This is a genomic window from Alistipes montrealensis (assembly GCF_018362775.1).
Taxonomy (GTDB): Bacteria; Bacteroidota; Bacteroidia; order Bacteroidales; family Rikenellaceae; genus Alistipes; species Alistipes montrealensis.
In genome coordinates this window covers 299,028-319,047 of record NZ_JAGYXY010000001.1, presented here as the reverse complement: position 1 = coordinate 319,047, position 20,020 = coordinate 299,028, and the positions used below count along the sequence as shown (strand labels likewise).

Below are 20,020 nucleotides of genomic sequence, written 5' to 3'. Positions count from 1 at the left end.
GCATGAAAACGATCATCAATAAATTCCTTCTGCTCGTGATGCTCTTCGCCGGATCGGCGGCGCTTCACGGTTGTTCGGACCCCGACGGGATTCTCGACGACATCACCTACGGCCGCGAGTTCTCCCCGCTGAATTTCACCCATACGTTGTCCAACAATGTCAACGTAACCTTCTCATGGACGGTCATGACCGGAATCGCCGATTATACGCTGACGCTCTCCTATACCGACGGCGAGGGCGGCGTTTACGACCAGGTCGACCTGATCGCCCCGCTCGACAGCGACGGCAACACCGTCAAGACGATGGAATATTCGTTCAGGGAACTGCCCGGCAACCGCGAGTGGATCGCCGAACTGGTCGCCGTGTCGCAGCGTGCGGGTGTCGCCGATTCGAAAGCCGCGACCTGCACGTTCGCAACGGGCGTCGAGAATCTCTTCCTGAACGACGGCAAGATGGGTGACGACGATGTGACGGCCACGACGGCCCTGTTGCGCTGGGTTGCCGGTTCGAACGTCACGCACCTGAACGTCACGCCCGACGTGGGCCTGCTCAAACTGACATCTGCCCAAATCGCCGCCGGTGAGTACCAGTTGACCGATCTCGTCACGGGTACTTCCTACACGGTCGAGCTGCTCCGCGACGAGGCTGTACGCGGTACGGTGTCGTTCGTCGCTTCGGATAAGATCGACGTGGATGTGGTCGACAAGACCGCAACGACGGTTACCCTCGCCTGGGGCGCCGAGCAGCAGGTTACGAGCCTCGTGCTGAAGGGCGGCGACGACGAACGCAACGTCACGCTGACCGATGCCCAGATTGCCGCGCATACCTATACGTTCGAAGGCCTCAAGGCGCAGACCGAGTACGCGGTTTCGGTCTATATCGCCGGCGTCGAGTCGGGCAACCTGGTCGTTACGACCCTGGGACAGTCCACTTTCTGGGACTTCACCGACGCCTCGAAGTGGCCGGTCGCGAACTGGGAATCGGTTCAGACCATCGACGGGCTCACGATTCTGGCCACTTCTTCGGGTAAAAACGTCCAGGTGAGCGCCGATGCCGACTACGGCTACAACTACCTCGACCTGCGCGGCAAGTCGACCGTCAAGACGGGCGAGGCTCCCACCGAACGCGCTTTGCAGTTCTCCGTCGTGGGCGAAGGCGTGATCGCCATCGACTGCTACGCCAACGGCACGGGACGTAACTTCTACGCCTATGTCGATGCACTGGGCAAGAGCTTCGGGCCCTTCGAGGCTCCCACGGCCGACAACCGCGGCAAGGTCTACATTCCCTGTCCGGGCATCCCGGCAGCGGCCAAGGTTTCGATCTGGACCGATGCGACGATCAACCATATTTACAGCATCGGCTGGTATGAGGGAACCGAGGCTCCGGGGCAGAACGCCACGCCGCTCGATGCTCCCGTGGTGACGGCCGATCCCGCCGAGGTAACCAAGGGCGACAACGCTCCCGTGACCTTCTCGTGGGCCGCTGTTCCCAACGCTTCGGCCTACACCTATCGTCTCGCGCTGACGACGCTTGTCGGCGAGACCGAGGAGGTCGTACGCCTCTCGGAGACCGTTTCGACGACCGAGATGACTGTTCCGGCCGCCACCGTTGCCAAACTCAAGCCCGGAACCTACACGATTTCCGTGACTGCGGCCGCCGTTTCCGACTACCTCTACAAGCCCTCGCCGGCAGGCAGCGCCACGCTGACGGTCAACGACACCAAGCTGGCGACTCCCGTCGTGACGCTCGATCCCGCGAAGGTTACCGTGGGCGCTTCGTCTGCCGTAACGGCTTCGTGGGCGGCAGTCGACGGTGCGGCTTCGTATGCCGTCACCTTCAATGGCGGCACTTCCGAGACGGTGAATGCAGCCTCCTACACGATCTCCGCCGCAACGGTCGCTGCGCTTGCCGTGGGCGAGTATACGATCTCGGTGGTCGCCAATCCCGCCGACGCTTCGGCGCAGGCTTCCGATGCCGGTACGGCCAAACTGACCGTCGCCGACGCTTCGACTCCGGGCGGGGGAACCTATACGTGGAATTTCACCGATGCGGCATTCGACAGCTATTATGACGCGATTGGCACGACGGACAACAAAGACTACGTAGGAACCTGGGACGGACTGACGATCACCGCAGGCGGCAGCTCGATCAAGGGCGGCAGTTCTTCGGTGGGCCGATATATTCAGGCCGGCGGCAAAGGCACTGCTACGAGCCGCTGTTTCTCGTTCTCGGCTCCTTCGTCGGGTAAACTGACCGTCGTGGCTTCGAACACGGGCAGTACCGAAGATATGACGCGCAATGTCACGGTACTGGTCAACGGCGCAACCCAGGATTTCCCCGCGGGTTCGGTCAGCACCTCGCCGACCACCTGCGAGTTCGATATCGACATCACGGACGAAACGACCGTCACGATCTATCCTACGGGTAACGGACTGCGTTTTTACAGCATCGAATATACCTATGGCGGCGGATCGACTCCCGGCGGATCGGGAACCGACTACACGATGACCCTCTCGGCTGCGGCAGGTGTCCTTTCGTCCAACATTTCGGGACTGCCGGCCAGTTGGGGAGACAACACGTGGACGGCAACCGACGATACGGGCGCCAGCACGATTACCTTCACCGGTAATATCTATTACAGCAACAGTGCTACGAAGAATATCGTGTGGTATTTCAACAAGGGCAAGGCGGAAACGCATGTCGCGGCTTCGGGACTGGGTAAAATCCGTAAGATCACGATCAACCCGAATTCGGCCCGCAAGCCCGAATTGCTGACGTGTACCTACGGAACCTCTGCGACGGTTCTGGCCGCCACGGAACCGACCGGAACGAATTCCTCCACAATCACCTTCGATTTCGCTTCGGCAGGAATCGACTCGGACGATTTCCGGATCGACTTTACGGACACCGCCACGAATATCGAAGTCGGCTCGGTCGTGATCGAATACACCAAATAGCCGGAGGCTTTGCAGGAAAGGGGCGCGGATTATTCCGCGCCCCTTTTTTGTCGTTTGACCGTTCCGGAACCAGATTTGCAGGGTCGCATTGTGAAAAGTAAATGGATTTTTGTACCTTTGCCGAATATAGACTTCGGCTTGGATAGGCGCTCCTATGGCATGGCTAAAGATACCGCCCTGCCTTCGGGCTGCACGATCTTAGGTTTGAAATTTTGCATATAATGGCAGAAAACGAAAAAGACATACTGGAAAATATCGGAGAGCAGGAGTACAAGTACGGCTTTACGACGGACATCGAAACCGAAACCATCGGCAAGGGCCTCTCGGAAGATGTCGTGCGGCTGATCTCCGCCAAAAAGGGCGAGCCGGAGTGGATGACCGAGCGGCGCGTGGCGGCTTACCGCCACTGGCTGACGCTGGAGCCCCCGACGTGGGCCCACCTGACGATCCCCCCGATCGACTTTCAGGAGATCATCTACTATGCGGCCCCAAAGTCCAAAAAACAACTGAACTCGATGGACGAGGTGGACCCCGAACTGAAACGCACCTTCGACAAGCTGGGCATTCCGCTCGAAGAGCAGATGGCGCTGGCGGGCGTCGCCGTCGATGCGGTGATGGACTCCGTGTCGGTGAAGACCACCTTCAAGGAGGTGCTGGCCGAAAAGGGTATCCTCTTCTGTTCGATCTCCGAGGCGCTGCGCGACTTCCCCGAACTGGTGAAAAAGTACCTCGGCAGCGTGGTTCCCTATACCGACAACTTCTATGCAGCGCTGAACGCCGCGGTTTTTTCCGACGGTTCGTTCTGCTACATCCCCAAAGGGGTGCATTGCCCGATGGAGCTGTCGACCTACTTCCGCATCAACGCCGCCGGTACGGGGCAGTTCGAACGCACGCTGATCGTGGCCGACGAGGGTTCCTACGTGAGTTATCTCGAAGGGTGCACCGCGCCGCAGCGCGACGAAAACCAGTTGCATGCCGCCGTGGTCGAGATCGTCGTCGAGAAGGATGCGGAGGTGAAGTATTCCACCGTCCAAAACTGGTATCCCGGCGACAAGCAGGGTCGGGGAGGCATTTATAACTTCGTCACCAAACGCGGTTTTTGCCGCGAGAACGCCCGCCTGTCGTGGACGCAGGTCGAGACCGGGTCGGCGATCACGTGGAAATACCCTAGTTGCATACTTGCAGGCGACAATGCCGTGGGTGAATTCTATTCGGTGGCTATGACCAACAATTTCCAGCAGGCCGACACGGGTACGAAGATGATCCACATCGGCCGCAACACCCGCAGCCGCATCGTTTCGAAGGGTATCTCCGCAGGCCGGAGCCAGAACTCCTACCGCGGCATGGTCCGTGTGGCGAAGGGGGCCGAGAACGCCCGCAACTATTCGCAGTGCGATTCGCTGCTGATCGGCGACAAGTGCGGGGCGCATACGTTCCCCGTGATCGATGTCCGCAACCGTACGGGCGTGGTGGAGCACGAGGCTACGACTTCGAAAATCTCCGACGACCAGCTTTTCTACTGCAACCAGCGCGGCCTTTCGACCGAAGATGCCGTGGGGCTGATCGTCAACGGTTATGCCCGTGAGGTGTTGTCGAAACTGCCGATGGAGTTTGCCGTCGAGGCCCAGAAGCTGCTGGCCTTGCAGTTGGAAGGAAGTGTAGGATAATAAAAGAAAAAAGATATGTTAAAGGTACGTAATTTACACGCTTCGGTCGACGGCAAGGAGATTCTCCGGGGCATCGACCTCGAAGTCAAGGCCGGCGAGGTGCATGCCATCATGGGCCCCAACGGCTCGGGCAAGTCGACGCTGGCTTCGGTGCTGGCGGGCAATGAAAAATTTACCGTCACGGAAGGTTCGGCTGAATTCATGGGTCACGACCTGCTGTCGATGCCGATCGAGGACCGTGCGCGCCTGGGCCTGTTCCTGGGTTTCCAGTACCCGGTCGAGATTCCGGGTGTCACGATGGCCAATTTCATGAAGCTGGCCGTCAACGAGCAGCGTAAGTTCCGCGGCGAAGAACCGCTGACCGCTGCCGAGTTCCTGAAGCTGATGCGCGAGAAGAGCGCCGTGGTGGAGCTCTCGTCGAAACTCACTTCGCGGGCCGTGAACGAAGGGTTCTCGGGCGGCGAGAAGAAGAAGAACGAGATTTTCCAGATGGCGATGCTCGACCCGAAACTGGCGGTCCTGGATGAGACCGATTCGGGCCTCGACATCGACGCCCTCAGGATCGTCGCTACGGGAGTGACCAAACTGCGCACGCCCCAGAACGCTACGGTGGTCATCACGCACTACCAGCGTCTGCTGGATTATATCGTGCCCGACGTGGTGCACGTGCTCTACAAGGGCCGCATCATTCATTCGGGCGACAAATCGCTGGCGCTCCGGCTCGAAAAGGACGGATACGACTGGCTGATCAACGAACACAAGGAGTAATGGAGACGATTCTCGACATAATCCGCCGGTTTCGTACGGCAGACGGCGAGGTGCTCCGGATCGCCGGGGTGGAGGCCGAACCGTTTGTGGCGGTCGATCCCCGGAAACTGCGGGTAGAAGCCGCGGCAGGCGCTTCGGCGCAGGTCGTCGTGCTGCACACTGCACCCGAAATGTCGGAACTCCGGGTGGAACTGGCCGAAGGAGCGCATCTGGAACTGACCGAATTATTCACGGCAGAGGCATTTGCCGAGGTGTACGTGACGCAGGCTGCGCACAGTCGCTGCCGCCTGACGACGGTGCAGTTGTCTAGCGCCAACGCGTCGTATAGGATCGATCTCGACGGTGCGGATGCCGAAAACGAACTGGGAGGCGTCTTCCTTGCCGCAAGCGAGGAGCACTGTGTGCTGAAACTGCACACGGCGCACAATGTTGCCGACTGCCGCAGTAATTCCTATGTCAAGGGTGTCGCCGGAGGCTGTGCCGTGGGCGAGTTCTGCGGAATGGTCTATGTGGCTCCCGATGCCCAGCGCACCGATGCCCGGCAGCAGAGCCGCAACATCCTGCTGAGCGAAACGGCCCGCATCACGACCCAGCCGCAGTTGGAAATCTATGCCGACGACGTGAAATGTTCGCACGGAGCGACGGTGGGGCAGATGGATGCGGAGGCTATCTTGTACATGCGCCAGCGCGGCCTGAGCGAGGCCCAGGCCCGGCGGTTGCAAATCGAAGGGTTCGTCGGCGACGTGGTCGTCCGCTGCGGCATCGAGCCGCTTTGTGGGGCGATCCTGGAACTGGCGTCGGCCAAAATGGAAAAATTATAGCGATGTTCGATGTCGAAAAAATACGCGGGGAGTTTCCGATCCTTTCCCGGGAGGTTTACGGCAAACCGCTGGTTTACCTCGACAGCGGGGCTACGGCGCAGAAACCGTTGTCGGTGATCGATACGGTCGATTGCCTCCACCGCGACCTGAATGCCAACATCCACCGTGGGGTACATCTCCTCTCGGAAGAGGCCACGGAGCAGTACGAAGCCGCCCGGGCGCGGATCGCCTCGTTTATCGGTGCGGCCGAAAAGGAGGAGATCGTCTTTACGGCAGGCGCTACGGCGTCGCTCAATACGGTGGCTTACTCCTGGGGCGGCGCCTTCGTCAAGGCCGGGGACAATATCGTCGTGAGCGAGATGGAGCACCACTCCAACATCGTTCCGTGGCAGATGCTGGCCGAACGCCAGGGCGCCGAAATCCGGGTGCTTCCGTTCGACGATGCCGGAGCGCTGCGCATGGACCTGCTGCCCGGGCTGATCGATGCGCGTACGCGTATCGTGGCCGTGACGCAGGCGTCGAATACGCTCGGCACGCGGCCCGACCTGCGGCCCGTTGTCGAAGCGGCGCATGCCGCCGGGGCGATCGTCGTGGTCGACGGCTGTCAGGGCGTGGTGCACGGCGGGGTGGATGTCCGGGAGATGGACTGTGACTTTTACGCCTTTTCGGGGCATAAACTTTACGGCCCGACGGGTATCGGCGTTCTTTACGGCAAGCGGGATTTGCTCGAAGCCATGCCGCCGTTTATGGGCGGCGGCGATATGGTCGATACGGTGACCTTTGCCAAGACCACCTATGCCCCCGTGCCGCTGAAATTCGAGGCTGGAACGGCTAATTTCGTCGGGGCGATCGGGTTGGGCGAGGCGGTAAAATTCATGCAGCGATTCGACCCGGCAGAGATCGAGGCGCACGAAGAAGCGTTGCTGCGCCGCGCCACGGAGCGGCTGACAGCCGTCGACGGACTCCGGATTTACGGGACCGCGCCCGGCAAATGCGCCATTGTGTCGTTCAACGTCGAAGGTGTGCATCCCTACGATATGGGAATGATCCTCGACAAACTGGGCATTGCGGTCCGTACGGGCCAGCACTGCGCCGAACCCGTGATGGACCACTACGCTACGACCGGCATGTGCCGGGCTTCGTTTGCCCTGTATAATACGCTCTCCGAGGCCGATGCGCTGGCCGACGGGGTCGAACGTGCGGTGCGGATGCTGAGGTAATTAAAAATGAAAAATTAAAAATGAAAAATTAGGGATGTATAATTGAAAATTTGCATTACTCGATGTTGGATATGAGATGTAATTTTTATTTTTTCATTCTTAATTTTTAATTAATACACTACTACCTATGTTCATCGTACTCGAAGGATTGGACGGAGCGGGCAAATCGACCCAAATCCGTATGTTGCGCCAGTTGTTCGCCGAGCGGGGCGTGGAGAGCGAGTATATTCATTTCCCGCGTTTCGACGCACCGGTCTACGGCGAGTTGGTCGCCCGCTTCCTGCGCGGCGAGTTCGGCGGCGTAAACGAGGTCGATCCCTATCTGGTGGCATTGCTCTTTGCGGGCGACCGTGCTGCTGCCGGTCCGCAGATCCGCGCCTGGATCGCCGAAGGCAAAGCCGTGATCCTTGACCGTTACGTCTATTCGAACGTAGGTTTCCAGTGCGCCAAACTTCCGGCCGGGGAGCAGCGCGACCGCCTCGCGCAGTGGATCCTCGACCTGGAATTCGGTTACAACAACCTGCCGCGTCCCGACCTGTCGCTGTTCCTCGACGTGCCGTTCGCCTTTACCGAGCGTAAACTCACGGAGGTGCGCGAGGGCGACGACCGCGACTACCTGCAGGGCGGGAACGATATTCACGAGGGGGCCCTCGACCTGCAGCAGCGTGTGCGCGAAGTCTATTTGCAGGCTGCTGCGAAGGACGCTGCACTGCGTGTGGTCGATTGCAGCGACCCGTCGGGAGCAATGGATACCCCCGAGCATAATTTCGATAAAATACGTGCGGCGCTGGCCCCGATACTCGATAAGCGATGAGAACGACCCGGGTATTTAAAATCATAGCCAACATCTGCCGGCTGATCCTGGCGTGCACGTTTATCCTTTCGGGCTTCACGAAGGTGATCGACCCGTGGGGCACGGCGCTGAAAGTCAACGAATACCTTTCGATCTACGGGATCGATTACCTGCAGCCTGCGGCGATGACCTTCTCGATATGGCTGTGCGGCGCGGAACTGATGATGGGCTGCATGCTGCTCTTCAAGGTCCGCATCCGCCTGATTTCGATCTTCGCCGTGTTGTCGATGCTTTTCTTTACACTGCTGACGCTGCTGAGCGCAACGCTTATCCCGGTCGAGGACTGCGGTTGTTTCGGCGAGGCTCTGAAACTCTCCCCGTGGGAGACTTTTGCCAAAAACGTCGTACTGCTGCCGATGGCTTTCGTGGTGTGGTGGCGCTACCGTCCCGACAAGATTTTCGCTTTCAAGCCGCTGGAGATCGTGCTGACCTGCACGTTCTTTTTTCTGGCGATGTACCTCGGCTATTACTGCTACATCCACCTGCCGCTGATCGACTTCCTGCCCTATAAGGTCGGGGTCAACATCCACGAGGCGATGCAGGCTCCCGTCGTCGAACCCGGCGAGTCGGAAACCGTGCTGATCTACCGCAACCGGGAGACGGGCAGGGAGCGGGAGTTCTCGCTCGAAGACACCGAATGGCAGGATGCCGAAAAGTGGGAGTGGGTCGATACCCGCACCACGAGCGAAGCGCCGGCCGTCAGGCCCCTCGTAAGCGAATTCGCCCTGCGCGATGCCGAAGGCGATGCGACGGAGGAGGTGATCACGATGCCGGGACGGGTTTACATGCTCTGTGTCACGGCTTTCGACCGCCTGTCGCGCCCCTGCGCCCGGCGCATGGCGCGGCTCGTGGAGCGTGCCCGTGAAGAGGGTGCACATGTGGTCTGCCTGACGCCCGATCCGCTCTATGGCGTTACGTGGCACGATTTCGGTACGGGGGAGGTGCGGTGTTACAACATCGACGCTTCGACGATGAAAACCATGCTTCGCGCGAATAACGGACTGGTCGTTCTGGACGAAGGAGTCATCTCGTCTAAAAAGAATTGTCGCGATATTCGTCCGTAGGGACTTCCTGCGGTTCGATGGTATGAAAGTTGACGCTGAGTTCTCAGTGTCAACTTTTTTCGTTTCGCCAGATCCGGGCCGCAATCCGGTTGCGGTGTTTGGCGAGCGCAGAAAAAGAAGAAAGAATTTCAACTTTTTTCGTATGCGAACAATCCTCATTCTATTCGTTGCCCTGCTTGCCGGGGCATGTTCCCGCAGAACGCCTGCTCCCGCGGTGGTACGCCCCGTGAAGGTTACGACGGCGGCAGGCGCGGGCCTTATCGACAAGGATTTCGCCGGTATGGCTACACCCGACGATGCTGTGAACCTCGCTTTTAAAGTTTCGGGGCAGGTCCTCGACGTTCCCGTTTCGCAGGGAGCGAGCGTGAAGAAGGGTACTCTGCTTGCGGAACTCGATCCCCGAGACATCGAATTGCAGGTCTCTGCGGCCCGTTCGGCTTTCGAAGAGGCCCGTTCGCAGCAGCAGCGCATGCAGCGCCTGCTGGAACACCAGGCCGTATCGCGGCAGGAGGCCGAAGCGGCCGCAACGCGTTATGCGCAGGCCAAATCGACCTATGAAAACTCCCTCGACCTGTTGAAGGATACGCGCCTGCTGGCGCCGTTTTCCGGGGTTATCGAACGCAAACTCGTCGATAATTTCGAACGGGTGCAGGCCGGACAGGCGATTCTCCGGCTGGTCAACCCCGTCACTACGACTGTTCAGTTTACCCTGCCTGAGACCGGGTTGGACCTGTTGCGGGACAGTACGACTCGTTTCACCGTCGAATTCGACAACTACCGCGGCGCGGCGATTCCGGCCCGCCTGAAGGAGTATGTCGAAACGTCGTCCGACGCCTCGGGATTCCCCGTGTCGCTGACCCTCGAAAACCCTGATCCGGCCCGTTACCGCATTTCGCCCGGCATGTCGTGTTCTATTACCATGCAGAGCGCCGATCCGGTTCCCGACGCCGTGTCGCTGCCCGTCTCGGCCGTATATGCCCCGGCGGAGGGCGGGACTTACGTCTGGGTGGTCGGAAAAGACGATCGCGTCATGCGCCGCGAAGTAAAACTCGGGGAGTTATTCGGGAGTAATAGGGTGGTTATCGACAGCGGCCTTGCGCCCGGCGAACGGGTTGTGACGGCCGGCGTCTACCAGTTGCGCGAGGGAGAACAGGTGCGTATTATAAAATAAGGTTGCCATGAACCTACCCGAATATTCATTGCGCAGCGCCAAGGTAATCTATTTCTTTCTCTTCGTGTTGCTGGCGGGAGGGGCCCTGGGCTTCGTCACGCTGGGCAAGAAAGAGGATTCGGTCTTCGTCATCAAGAGCGCGTCGCTCGTCTGTTCCTATCCGGGAGCTACGCCGCAGGAGGTCGAAGAACTGATTACCGAACCGATTGAACGCGAGGTGCAGTCGATGCGCCGCGTACACAAAATCACCTCGGAGTCCTACTACGGACTTTCGAAAATACAGGTCGAACTGGACCCGGCTACTCCCGCTGCCGAAATTCCCCAGATGTGGGACGAGCTGCGCCGCAAGGTGCTCAATGTCCAGCCGCGCCTGCCGGCGGGGGCTTCCCCGGTCACCGTCGCCGACGATTTCGGCGACGTTTACGGTATCTACTACGGGCTTTCGATCGACGAAGGGTTCACCTGGTCGGAACTGCGCGACTGGGCCCAGCGGCTCAAAACGGCACTCGTGACGGTCGACGGCGTGCAGAAGGTGACGCTCTACGGCGAGCAGACACCCGTGGTGAACGTCTACGTCAGCCTGGCCACGCTGGCCAACTTCGCCATCCGGCCCGAGACGATCGTCGCGACCATCAGCCAGCAGAACACCATCGTCAACAGCGGTGAAAAACAGGCCGGGAAACTCCAGATACAGATACTCGAAGACGGGACCTATAAGAACCTCGACGACCTTTCGAACCAGTTGCTGATCTCTTCGTCGGGCAAACAGTACCGGTTGGGCGACATCGCCCGCGTGGAGCGGGGATACGCCGAGCCGCCGCAGACGATGATGCGCGTCGACGGCCGCCGCGCCGTGGGTATCGGCATCTCGACCGAAGGCGGTGTCGACGTGGTGAAGACCGGTGCGAAGATCGACGCCCTGCTCGCGTCGCTCACGCGCCAGATGCCCGTGGGCATGGACCTGACGGTGCTATATCCCGAAAACCGCATTGCCAAGGAGGCCAACTCCACGTTTATCCTCAACCTGGCCGAGTCGGTGGGTATCGTCATCCTGATCATCATGCTCGTCATGGGCTTCCGCGCCGGGGTGCTGATCGGCAGTTCGCTCCTGTTCTCGATCGGCGGCACGCTGCTGCTGATGCAGTTCCTGGGCGAAGGGCTGAACCGCACGTCGCTCGCGGGATTTATCATCGCCATGGGCATGCTCGTCGATAATGCCATCGTCGTCACCGATAATGCACAACAGGCCATGCTGCGGGGCGTGGCACGCCGCAGCGCCGTCGTCGACGGAGCCAACGCCCCGCGGTGGAGCCTGCTCGGGGCCACGCTGATCGCCATATTCTCGTTCCTGCCGCTGTACCTCGCCCCTTCGTCGGTGGCCGAGATGGTCAAGCCGCTGTTCGTCGTGCTGGCCCTCTCACTGCTGCTGAGCTGGGTGCTGGCCCTGACGCAGACGCCGCTGTTCGGCGATTTCATGCTGCGTGTGAAACCCATCGACCGCGATCCTTACGACACGCGTTTCTACCGGGCCTTCGATCATTTTCTGGCCTTGATGCTGCGGTGGCGGTGGGCTGTTGTGGCGACGGTCGTAGGGCTGTTCGCCTTGTCGCTGGGCATTATGGGCCTGATGCCCCAGAATTTCTTCCCGTCGCTCGACAAACCGTATTTCCGGGCCGACGTGTTGCTGCCCGAAGGGTACAATATCCGCGACACGGAGCGCAACCTCGTCGTGATGGAAGAGTGGCTTCGGGCGCAGCCCGAAGTGAAGACCGTTTCGATGACGCTCGGTTCCACGCCGCCGCGTTACTATCTGGCCAGCAGCAGTATTTCGATGCGGCCCAATTTCGGGAATATCCTTGTCGAACTGCACGACAAGCGGCACACCGGGGCTGTCGAGGAGCGTTTCAACGCCTATGTTACGGCGAACTTCCCCGACGTGTGGCTGCGTTCGTCGCTTTTCAAACTTTCACCCGTGCCCGATGCGGCCATCGAGTTCGGATTTATCGGCGACAACGCCGATACGCTGCGCCGCCTGGCGGCGCGGGCCGAGCAGGTGATGTGGCGCACGCCCGGGGCGGTGAACGTACGCAACGGCTGGGGCAACCGCGTGCCGATGTGGCAGCCGGTCTATTCGCAGATGAAGGGCCAGCGCATCGGCATCACCCGCAGCCAGATGGCCCGCGGCATTACCATTGCCACGCAGGGCTATAATCTGGGCGAATACCGCGAGGGCGACCAGTTTATGCCGATTCTGCTGAAGGACGAGAATATCGGAACCTACAACCTGACCAATTTGCAGGCCCTGCCGATTTTCAACCCTTCGGGCAAGGTCTTTTCGATCGAGCAGGCGACCGACGGCTTCCGGTTCGATTTCCGGGCCGGGGTGATCAAGCGGTTCAATCGCCAGCGGGTGATGAAGGCGCAGTGCGACCCGGGCCGCGGAGTCAATACGATGCAGCTTTTCGCTGCGCTGAGGGATTCGGTGGAACGCGCCGTCGTGCTGCCCGAAGGCTACTCGATGAAGGTTTTCGGCGAACAGGAGAGCCAGCAGGAGTCCAACGAAGCGCTGGCCAAGTACATGCCGCTGACGCTGGTGCTCATCCTGATCGTCCTGCTGCTGCTGTTCCGCAACTACCGTGAACCGGTCGTGATCCTGCTGATGATTCCGCTGATCTTTATCGGCGTGGTGCTGGGACTGGCCGTGACGGGCAAGATATTCAATTTCTTCTCCCTGCTGGGACTGCTCGGACTGGTGGGTATGAACATCAAGAACGCCGTGGTGCTCGTCGAGCAGATCGGCGTGCTGCGTGCCGCGGGCAAGGACCCCTACGAAGCCCTGACATCGGCCACGCGCAGCCGTATCGTCCCCGTGGCGATGGCCTCGGGAACGACTATCCTGGGCATGCTGCCGCTGTTGTTCGACTCGATGTTCGGGGCGATGGCCGCCACGATCATGGGCGGACTGCTGGTGGCCACGCTGCTGACGGTCTGCGTCCTGCCGGTGGTCTATGCCCTGTTTTATAATATTCGCAAACCATGAGAAAAATCGTTTCGATATTCGCTTTGTGCCTCTGTGTGCCGGCGCTGGGACAGACTTCGCTTACCGACTACCGCACGGCCGTCGCCGATTACAGTTGGCAACTGAAGATCGCCGCCTCGAAGCGGGATGCAGCGGCAGAGACAGTGGGGCAGGCCCGTACGGGTTATCTGCCGCGGTTGTCGATGGACGGCAGTTTTACGGCTACGCTGCGCCATTTCGACGGCATCGAGCACTGGACGTTCAGCCTGCTGCCGCAGTTGGTGCAGACCGTTTACGGCGGCGGCGCGGTGCGGGCTGCCGCCGAGCAGGCCGAACTGGGTTACGACATCGCGCTGTGCGACGAGGAATTTTCGCGCCTCGATGTGCGTTACGCCGCCGACTATGCCTACTGGAACCTCTCGGCCGTGGAACTCTACGCCGCTTCGATGCGTCAGTACGTTGCGATCATCCGTTCGCTCAAGGAGGTCGTAGACCGCCGCTTCTCCGAAGGTTACATCGCCAAAGGCGACGTGCTGATGATCGACGCCCGGTTGAGCGAAGCCGAATATTCGCTCGTGAGCGCCGAACAGAACTACCAGGTGGCGCTCCACAATTTCAACATTCTCCGCGGAACCGATGCCGCGCTCGGCGTACGCCTCGTCCAGGGTATCCGCGATTCGCTGCCGATGCCCGGGCGGGTGGTGGCGGCCGAGGCGCTGGAACGGCGTCCCGACTATGCCGCCGCGCAACTGCGCTCGGCGCAGGCCGAGGCGGGGATCAAGGCTGTCCGCGCGCCGTTCAATCCCCAGTTGAGCGTCGGGGTAGGCGGCATGTGGCAGCCCTATTATCCCAACAGTACGGGTGCGACTTATGTCGACGGATCGGCTTTCGTGAAGCTCTCCGTGCCGATTTTCCATTGGGGCGAACGCCGCCGGGCCGTGGGGGCTGCGCGTGCCGTGCAGCAGCAACAGGAGTGGAACGCCGCGCTCATGCACGACGACATCGTACGGCAGGAGATGAACGGCTGGACAGCCATCGTACAGAGCCGTGCGCAGGTCGATGCTTCGGAGCAGAGCCTCCGCATCGCGGGCGAGAACCTCGAAATCAGCACTTACTCCTACGGTGAAGGCATGGCGACCATCCTGGATGTATTGCAGGCCCAGTTGAGTTGGATTCAGTTGTACTCCAACGCCATCCGGGCGCACTACAATTACGCCGTCGCCGTGTCGGATTACCAGCGCATTACGGCGCAGTAAAAAAAGAGCCGGGAACAATCCCGGCTCTTTTTATTGCTTTTCAGTGCTTTTTACGCTTTTGCAGGTTCGGTGCTGACTACGGCGATTTCCTGCGATACGGGCGCAATTTTGCGCAGCATCTGCACCATGCCGCAGTATTTCTCATGCGTCAGTTCGGCTGCGCGGCTGACCTTCGCCTGGTTGTCTTCGGTATCGCACTCGATGTTGTAAACCACATGGAACGAGCGGTATACGCTTTCCGATTGAATCTTCTCGGTAGATAAATCGCCCGAGTAGCTGATTTCGAAGCGCTTGGGCGTGATGCGCTCTTTCTGCATGATCATCAGCGCCGTCTGGCCCGAACACTGGGCGGCGGCGTAGAGCAGCAGCTTCTTGGGGTTCATCGCCTCGCACCCGGAGCCGCCTTCGACCTGGAATTTTCCATCCACGGTCATTTGCAAAGTTACTTTTTCGATCATAAGTCTCGGAATTTTTGTTGAACGACAGATGAGAGGCAAATTCCGTACCTTTTTCCGTACAGCGGTTCAGGATACGGCTTCAGCTTCGGGCTGTGGCTGGCGTAACGGGTGGCGGAGCGTGAAGCGCGTTCCCTGGCCCGGCCGGGAGGTTACGGAGATGCTTCCGCCCAGGCTTTCGGCGATGGTGCGGCAGATCGAAAGGCCCAGTCCTACGCCTTTTACAAAACTGTCCGCCTTGTAAAACCGGTCGAAAATCCGTTCGAGGTGTTCTTCTTCGATCCCGCGGCCCGTGTCGTTTACGAACAATTCGGCCGTCGTGCCGTTCCCGCAGGTACGGCAGCCGAATGTGATGCTGCCTTTGTCGGTGAATTTTACGGCGTTGTTGATCAGGTTGTTGATCACCTGTTTGAGCCTCTCGGCGTCGGTGTCGATGCGGATATCCTCATCGGGAAGTTCGAGCCGCAGTTCGACGCCGGGCCTCATGTTCAGCTTCTGGGCCTGGTAGATGTCGGTCAGGAGCGCCGTTACCGAGAAGTTGGCGAAGTTGAACTCCATGGTGTTGGATTCGATCTTCGAGAGGTCGAGGATGTCTGAAATCAGGCGCAGCAGTTGTTCGCCGTTGGTGGTGATCAGGCGGCTGTACTCCTTTTTCTCATTTTCGTCCGACGGGTATTCCTCGTTGGTCAGCAGGTTGGCAAATCCGATGATGGCGTTGAGCGGCGTACGGATTTCGTGACTCATGTTGGCCAGGAACATGCTTTTTAGCCGGTCGCTTTCGCGCGCCCTGTCGCGTGCTTCGATCAGGGTGTTTTCGATGGTTTTGTGGCTCTGGATGCTTTGGCAGATTCCGACCACGCGGCAGGGCGAACCGTCGTCGCTCCGGCCCAGGTAGACCGATTGGGTTTCGAACCACTCCCACTCTCCGTCGCCGCGCCGCAGGCGGTAGCTGTACCACTTGTCGTCGAGGGCGCCCGAAAGCTGCCGGGTGAAGGCATCCAGCAGCATTGCCCGGTCATCGGGGTGCACGAATCCGAAAAACGTTTCGGCGCTTATCGTGTCGGCCGTGTCGGCGATTCCCAGATGCCTGAACCAGCGTGCGTCGATGGTCATTTTGTTGTCGTCGGGGTCGAAGAACCACGGAAAAATCCGGGTCTGCGCCAGTGCCATGTCGAGCACGAACCGACGGGTTATCTCTTCTCCGATGTTGCGGAACAGGAACTGTACGCGGTGCAGCCGCCCGCGATCGTCGTATCGGCCGATGAAACGGCCCTGGATGTAGAATTTCAGGTCGGAATCGCAGCGGCGGAGGGTGGTCCATTCGGGCAGGTCGCCGGGATCGTCATGTCGCCGGAGCCGGTCGAAAATCTCAGGTATGAGGTCCTGTTTGCCGTAGCAGACCGAGAACAGACCGGAAATGCTTAGAGGGATTTCCCCCCCCCTCCGATACACAGGTCCCTGCGGGCCCGGTCGTTAATTTCAAGTATTTTGCCGTCGGGAGTCGCCGAGACCGACGCAATCGACAGCAGACTCAGGGTATCTTTCCCGGAAGGCATGGCGCAGTCCGTCCCGGAAGACGCTGTGGTTCGGTGTCGGAAGAAATGAAAATTCATTGGACGCATGTTTGGACGTGCTAAGTTAGCGATTTATATCGGAATACAGCGTTTATGTCTTTGTATTTTTCAAATGAAATATAAAATGGGCCATATTTGCTATTATCGGCGAAAGGGTATATTTTTTATGGGCAAAAATTCGTATATTTGCCCGTCTATTAGAGAATATGTGCGTATGCGAAAATTCCGGATTGTATTGCTGACCTTCGCCTTTGCGGCGTGCGCTTTCGGGGCGCAGGCCGCCGGGCCTGAAATAGAGACACTCGCAGGCCGCGCCCGTGACCTGTTCGATTACGGCCGCTGGAGCGACGCCCGGCAGGAATTCCTGCGTGTCAGGGCTGCGCTGACCCCGTCGGACCGCCTGCTGGCCCAGGAGGTCGAATTTTACCTGGCCGCCTGCGCCGTGGAATTGGGAAGCCCCGATGCCGAAGGGGCGCTGCGGACATTCTCGGATCGTTATCCCGAATCGGTCTATGCCAACGACGTGCGTTTCGCTCTCGGCTCGTTCTACTGCGCTGCGGGGAACATGAAGAAGGCCCGCGAGGCTTTCGAAAAGACCGAATACAAGGCGCTGAGCGCATCGCGCCGGGAACAATACGATATCCGCATGGGTTACGTCGAGTTTGCGGAGGAAGATTATCCGAAAGCTTACGGTTATTTCGACCGCATTGGCAGCCGCAGCGAATATGCGGACCATGCGTGCTACTACAAAGCGTATATCGATTACGCCGAGGGGCGTTACGGCCGTGCGAAGCAGGGCTTCACGGCGCTCGCGCGCAGCGACGCCTATCGCGACGTGGTTCCTTATTACCTCCTGCAGATCGAGTTCCGCGAGGGTAACTACCGCTATGTGGTCGAAAACGGCGAAGCGCTGGCCCGCCGGGCCGTTCCCGAACGGCGCGCCGAACTGGAACGCGTGATAGCCGAGTCGTGGTTCCACCTCGAAGATTACAACAAGACCCTCGACCACCTGGCGGCCTTCAAGGCTGCCGGCGGTGAAATGGACCGCGACGCGAGCTACCTGATGGGTTTCTCGCTCTACCGTACGGCCCGTTATCCCGAGGCTGCGGAGTGGCTGCGTAAGGCGTGCGGCGCCGAAGACGCGCTGACGCAGAACGCCTCCTACCACCTGGCCGACTGTTACCTGCGCGCCGGGGACAAGGAGTCGGCGATGCAGGCTTTTGCAATGGCTTCGGACGAGTCGCTCGATGCGGCGATTGCCGAGGATGCGTTGTTCAACTACGCCAAACTGCAATACGAGTTGGGCGGCGGCGCTTTCAACGGGGCTATCAACGTGCTGATGCGTTACATCGACCGTTATCCCTCGTCGCCGCGCGTCGGGGAGGCCCGCACGCTGCTGATTGCCGCCTACTACAACTCCCGCGACTACGATGCTGCCTACCGGGCCATCAAACAGATGCCTACGGGGGATGCCGACATCCGCGCGGCATTGCAGAAGATTACCTATTTCCGTGGACTGGAGGCTTACAAGGCGGGCGACATGCCGTCTGCGCAGCGTTACCTCGCGGAATCCGCTGCGGTGAACGTCAGTCCCAAATACACGGCCCTGAATTCTTTCTGGCAGGGTGAGATCGCCTTTGCACAGGGCGACTATCCGGTGGCCGCCGCCAAATATAACGCCTACCTGAAGCGTGCGCCCCGCACCGAGCGGGAGTACGCGATGGCGTGGTACAACCTCGGTTACTGCGCTTTCGACCGCAACGACCTCCGGCAGGCGCAAAGTTCGTTCGACAAGTTCCTCTCCGCGTATCCTGCGCGCGACCGCTACCGGGCCGACGCCTACAACCGGTTGGGCGACGTGGCCTATTCCGACCGTCGTTTCGAGGCGGCCGTGGGGGAGTACGACAAGGCGATCGCCCTGGGGACCCCCGAACAGCAGTATGCCCGTTACAAGCGGGCCGTGACGCTCGGTATCCTGGGCCGTACGGACCAGAAACAGCAGGCCCTGCGGCAGATCATCGCTTCGGGCGGCGATTATGCCGATGAAGCTTCCTATGAACTGGGCCGCAGTTTCATCGCACAGGAGAAGTATGCCGAAGGCGCCGCGCAGCTCGAAAAGTTCGTGGCGGCCTATCCCTCCTCGCCGCGTTACACACAGGCGTTGTCTGACCTCGGACTGGCTTACCTGAACCTCGGCGACAAGCAAAAATCGCTCAAATACTACGATATGGTGGTCGGGGTATCGCCCCAATCCTCCGAAGCCAAGGGGGCGATGCAGTCGATCCGCGAGATTTACGTTTCGCAGGGCGATGCCGACGCTTATTTCGACTATGCCGCCAAAGCCGGCGTGGAGAGCGACCTGACGGCCCTTTCACGCGACTCGCTGTCGTTCGCCGCGGCACAGAAGCTTTACCTCGACGGACATCGGGATGCCGCCGCGAAGTCGCTGCGCAGCTATGTGAAGAGCTACCCGAAGGGCTATTACATGACCGATGCCCTCTACTACCTGAGCGACTGTTACCTCCGTTCGGGCGAGCGCGAGGAGGCTATCGAAGCGCTCACGGCGCTGGCCGGCCAGGGTACGACCCAGTACACGGTCGCCGTGCTGGAGAAACTCGCCGAAATGACCTATGCCGACAAACGCTGGGAGGAGGCCGCTTCGGCTTACCGCAGGCTTTACGACGCGGCGCCGACCATCACGGGCCGCGAAGATGCCATGAAGGGGTATGTGCGTGCCACGGTGGCCGGTGGCGACGGGACGAAAATCGCCGAAATGGCCGCCGATGTCTGCGGCCATGCCGATGCGGGAGCCGTGGCGCTCCGTGAAGCGAAATACGCCTGGGCCGGGCAGTTGCGCGCAGAAGGCCGTCGCGACGAAGCGGTGAAACTCTACAAGGAACTGGCCAAGGACGTGCGGACCAAAGAGGGTTCCGAGGCTGCCTATTACGTGATCGAATCCACGTTCGAGGGCGGCGATATGAACAAGACCGAAAAGGAGGTCTTCGCCTTCTCGGAGCGGGAACCGCAGGCCTACTGGCTGGCCAAAGCCTTTATCCTGCTGGGCGACGTGTATGTGAAGAAAGGGGATAATTTCCAAGCCCGGGCAACGTGGCAGAGTGTCGCCGACGGATATTCGCCTGCCGACGACGGCATCGTGGACGAAGCGAAGGCGCGAATCGCAAAACTCAACTGACG

General features: G+C 59.9%; 13 protein-coding genes. 11 read left to right on the top strand and 2 right to left on the bottom strand.

The window, feature by feature from the left end; all coding sequences use genetic code 11:
* The first annotated feature begins 2 nt into the window (after positions 1-2).
* The 10 genes from KG007_RS01315 to KG007_RS01270 all read left to right on the top strand — a co-directional run bounded on the left by KG007_RS01315 (position 3) and on the right by KG007_RS01270 (position 14,796).
* The gene (locus tag KG007_RS01315; protein WP_213347031.1) at positions 3-2,957 is read left to right on the top strand and encodes a fibronectin type III domain-containing protein; all 2,955 of its coding nucleotides are present in this window, start codon (positions 3-5) and stop codon (positions 2,955-2,957) included.
* A 221-nt stretch (positions 2,958-3,178) separates the two neighbouring features.
* Positions 3,179-4,624 (top strand): Fe-S cluster assembly protein SufB, encoded by a 1,446-nt coding sequence (gene sufB / locus KG007_RS01310; protein WP_195458199.1) that lies wholly within the window; start codon positions 3,179-3,181, stop codon positions 4,622-4,624.
* Positions 4,625-4,639: 15 nt separating this feature from the next.
* Entirely contained in the window at positions 4,640-5,392 is a 753-nt protein-coding gene (gene sufC, locus KG007_RS01305) for a Fe-S cluster assembly ATPase SufC (protein WP_213347029.1), read from the top strand.
* Positions 5,392-6,213: a SufD family Fe-S cluster assembly protein gene (locus KG007_RS01300; RefSeq protein WP_213347028.1), complete on the top strand. Its 822-nt coding sequence runs from the start codon at positions 5,392-5,394 to the stop codon at positions 6,211-6,213. Before sufC ends, KG007_RS01300 begins: the two co-directional genes overlap by 1 nt.
* A 2-nt stretch (positions 6,214-6,215) precedes the next feature.
* Positions 6,216-7,433: an aminotransferase class V-fold PLP-dependent enzyme gene (locus tag KG007_RS01295; RefSeq protein WP_213347026.1), complete on the top strand. Its 1,218-nt coding sequence runs from the start codon at positions 6,216-6,218 to the stop codon at positions 7,431-7,433.
* 127 nt (positions 7,434-7,560) lie between these two features.
* Entirely contained in the window at positions 7,561-8,247 is a 687-nt protein-coding gene (locus tag KG007_RS01290; RefSeq protein ID WP_195458195.1) for a nucleoside/nucleotide kinase family protein, read from the top strand.
* Positions 8,244-9,350 (top strand): BT_3928 family protein, encoded by a 1,107-nt coding sequence (locus KG007_RS01285; RefSeq protein WP_195458194.1) that lies wholly within the window; start codon positions 8,244-8,246, stop codon positions 9,348-9,350. The genes KG007_RS01290 and KG007_RS01285 overlap by 4 nt, the downstream gene beginning before the upstream one ends.
* A 142-nt stretch (positions 9,351-9,492) precedes the next feature.
* Positions 9,493-10,521, top strand: coding sequence for an efflux RND transporter periplasmic adaptor subunit (locus KG007_RS01280; RefSeq protein WP_213347024.1), 1,029 nt, complete (start codon positions 9,493-9,495; stop codon positions 10,519-10,521).
* 7 nt (positions 10,522-10,528) lie between these two features.
* Entirely contained in the window at positions 10,529-13,561 is a 3,033-nt protein-coding gene (locus KG007_RS01275) for an efflux RND transporter permease subunit (protein ID WP_213347022.1), read from the top strand.
* Positions 13,558-14,796 carry a TolC family protein gene (locus KG007_RS01270; protein WP_195458191.1) on the top strand — a complete coding sequence of 413 codons (1,239 nt, stop codon included), beginning with the start codon at positions 13,558-13,560 and terminating at the stop codon, positions 14,794-14,796. The genes KG007_RS01275 and KG007_RS01270 overlap by 4 nt, the downstream gene beginning before the upstream one ends.
* 50 nt (positions 14,797-14,846) lie before the next feature.
* Here the strand turns inward: KG007_RS01270 and KG007_RS01265 are convergent, their stop codons facing one another.
* Positions 14,847-15,254, bottom strand: coding sequence for an OsmC family protein (locus KG007_RS01265; RefSeq protein ID WP_195458190.1), 408 nt, complete (start codon positions 15,252-15,254; stop codon positions 14,847-14,849).
* Between the two features lie 66 nt (positions 15,255-15,320).
* Positions 15,321-16,703: an ATP-binding protein gene (locus KG007_RS01260; RefSeq protein ID WP_317194904.1), complete on the bottom strand. Its 1,383-nt coding sequence runs from the start codon at positions 16,701-16,703 to the stop codon at positions 15,321-15,323.
* Positions 16,704-17,039: 336 nt separating this feature from the next.
* On the opposite strand from KG007_RS01260, the gene KG007_RS01255 reads away from it, so the two are divergent.
* Positions 17,040-20,018: a tetratricopeptide repeat protein gene (locus KG007_RS01255; protein WP_213347020.1), complete on the top strand. Its 2,979-nt coding sequence runs from the start codon at positions 17,040-17,042 to the stop codon at positions 20,016-20,018.
* Positions 20,019-20,020 lie beyond the last annotated feature (2 nt).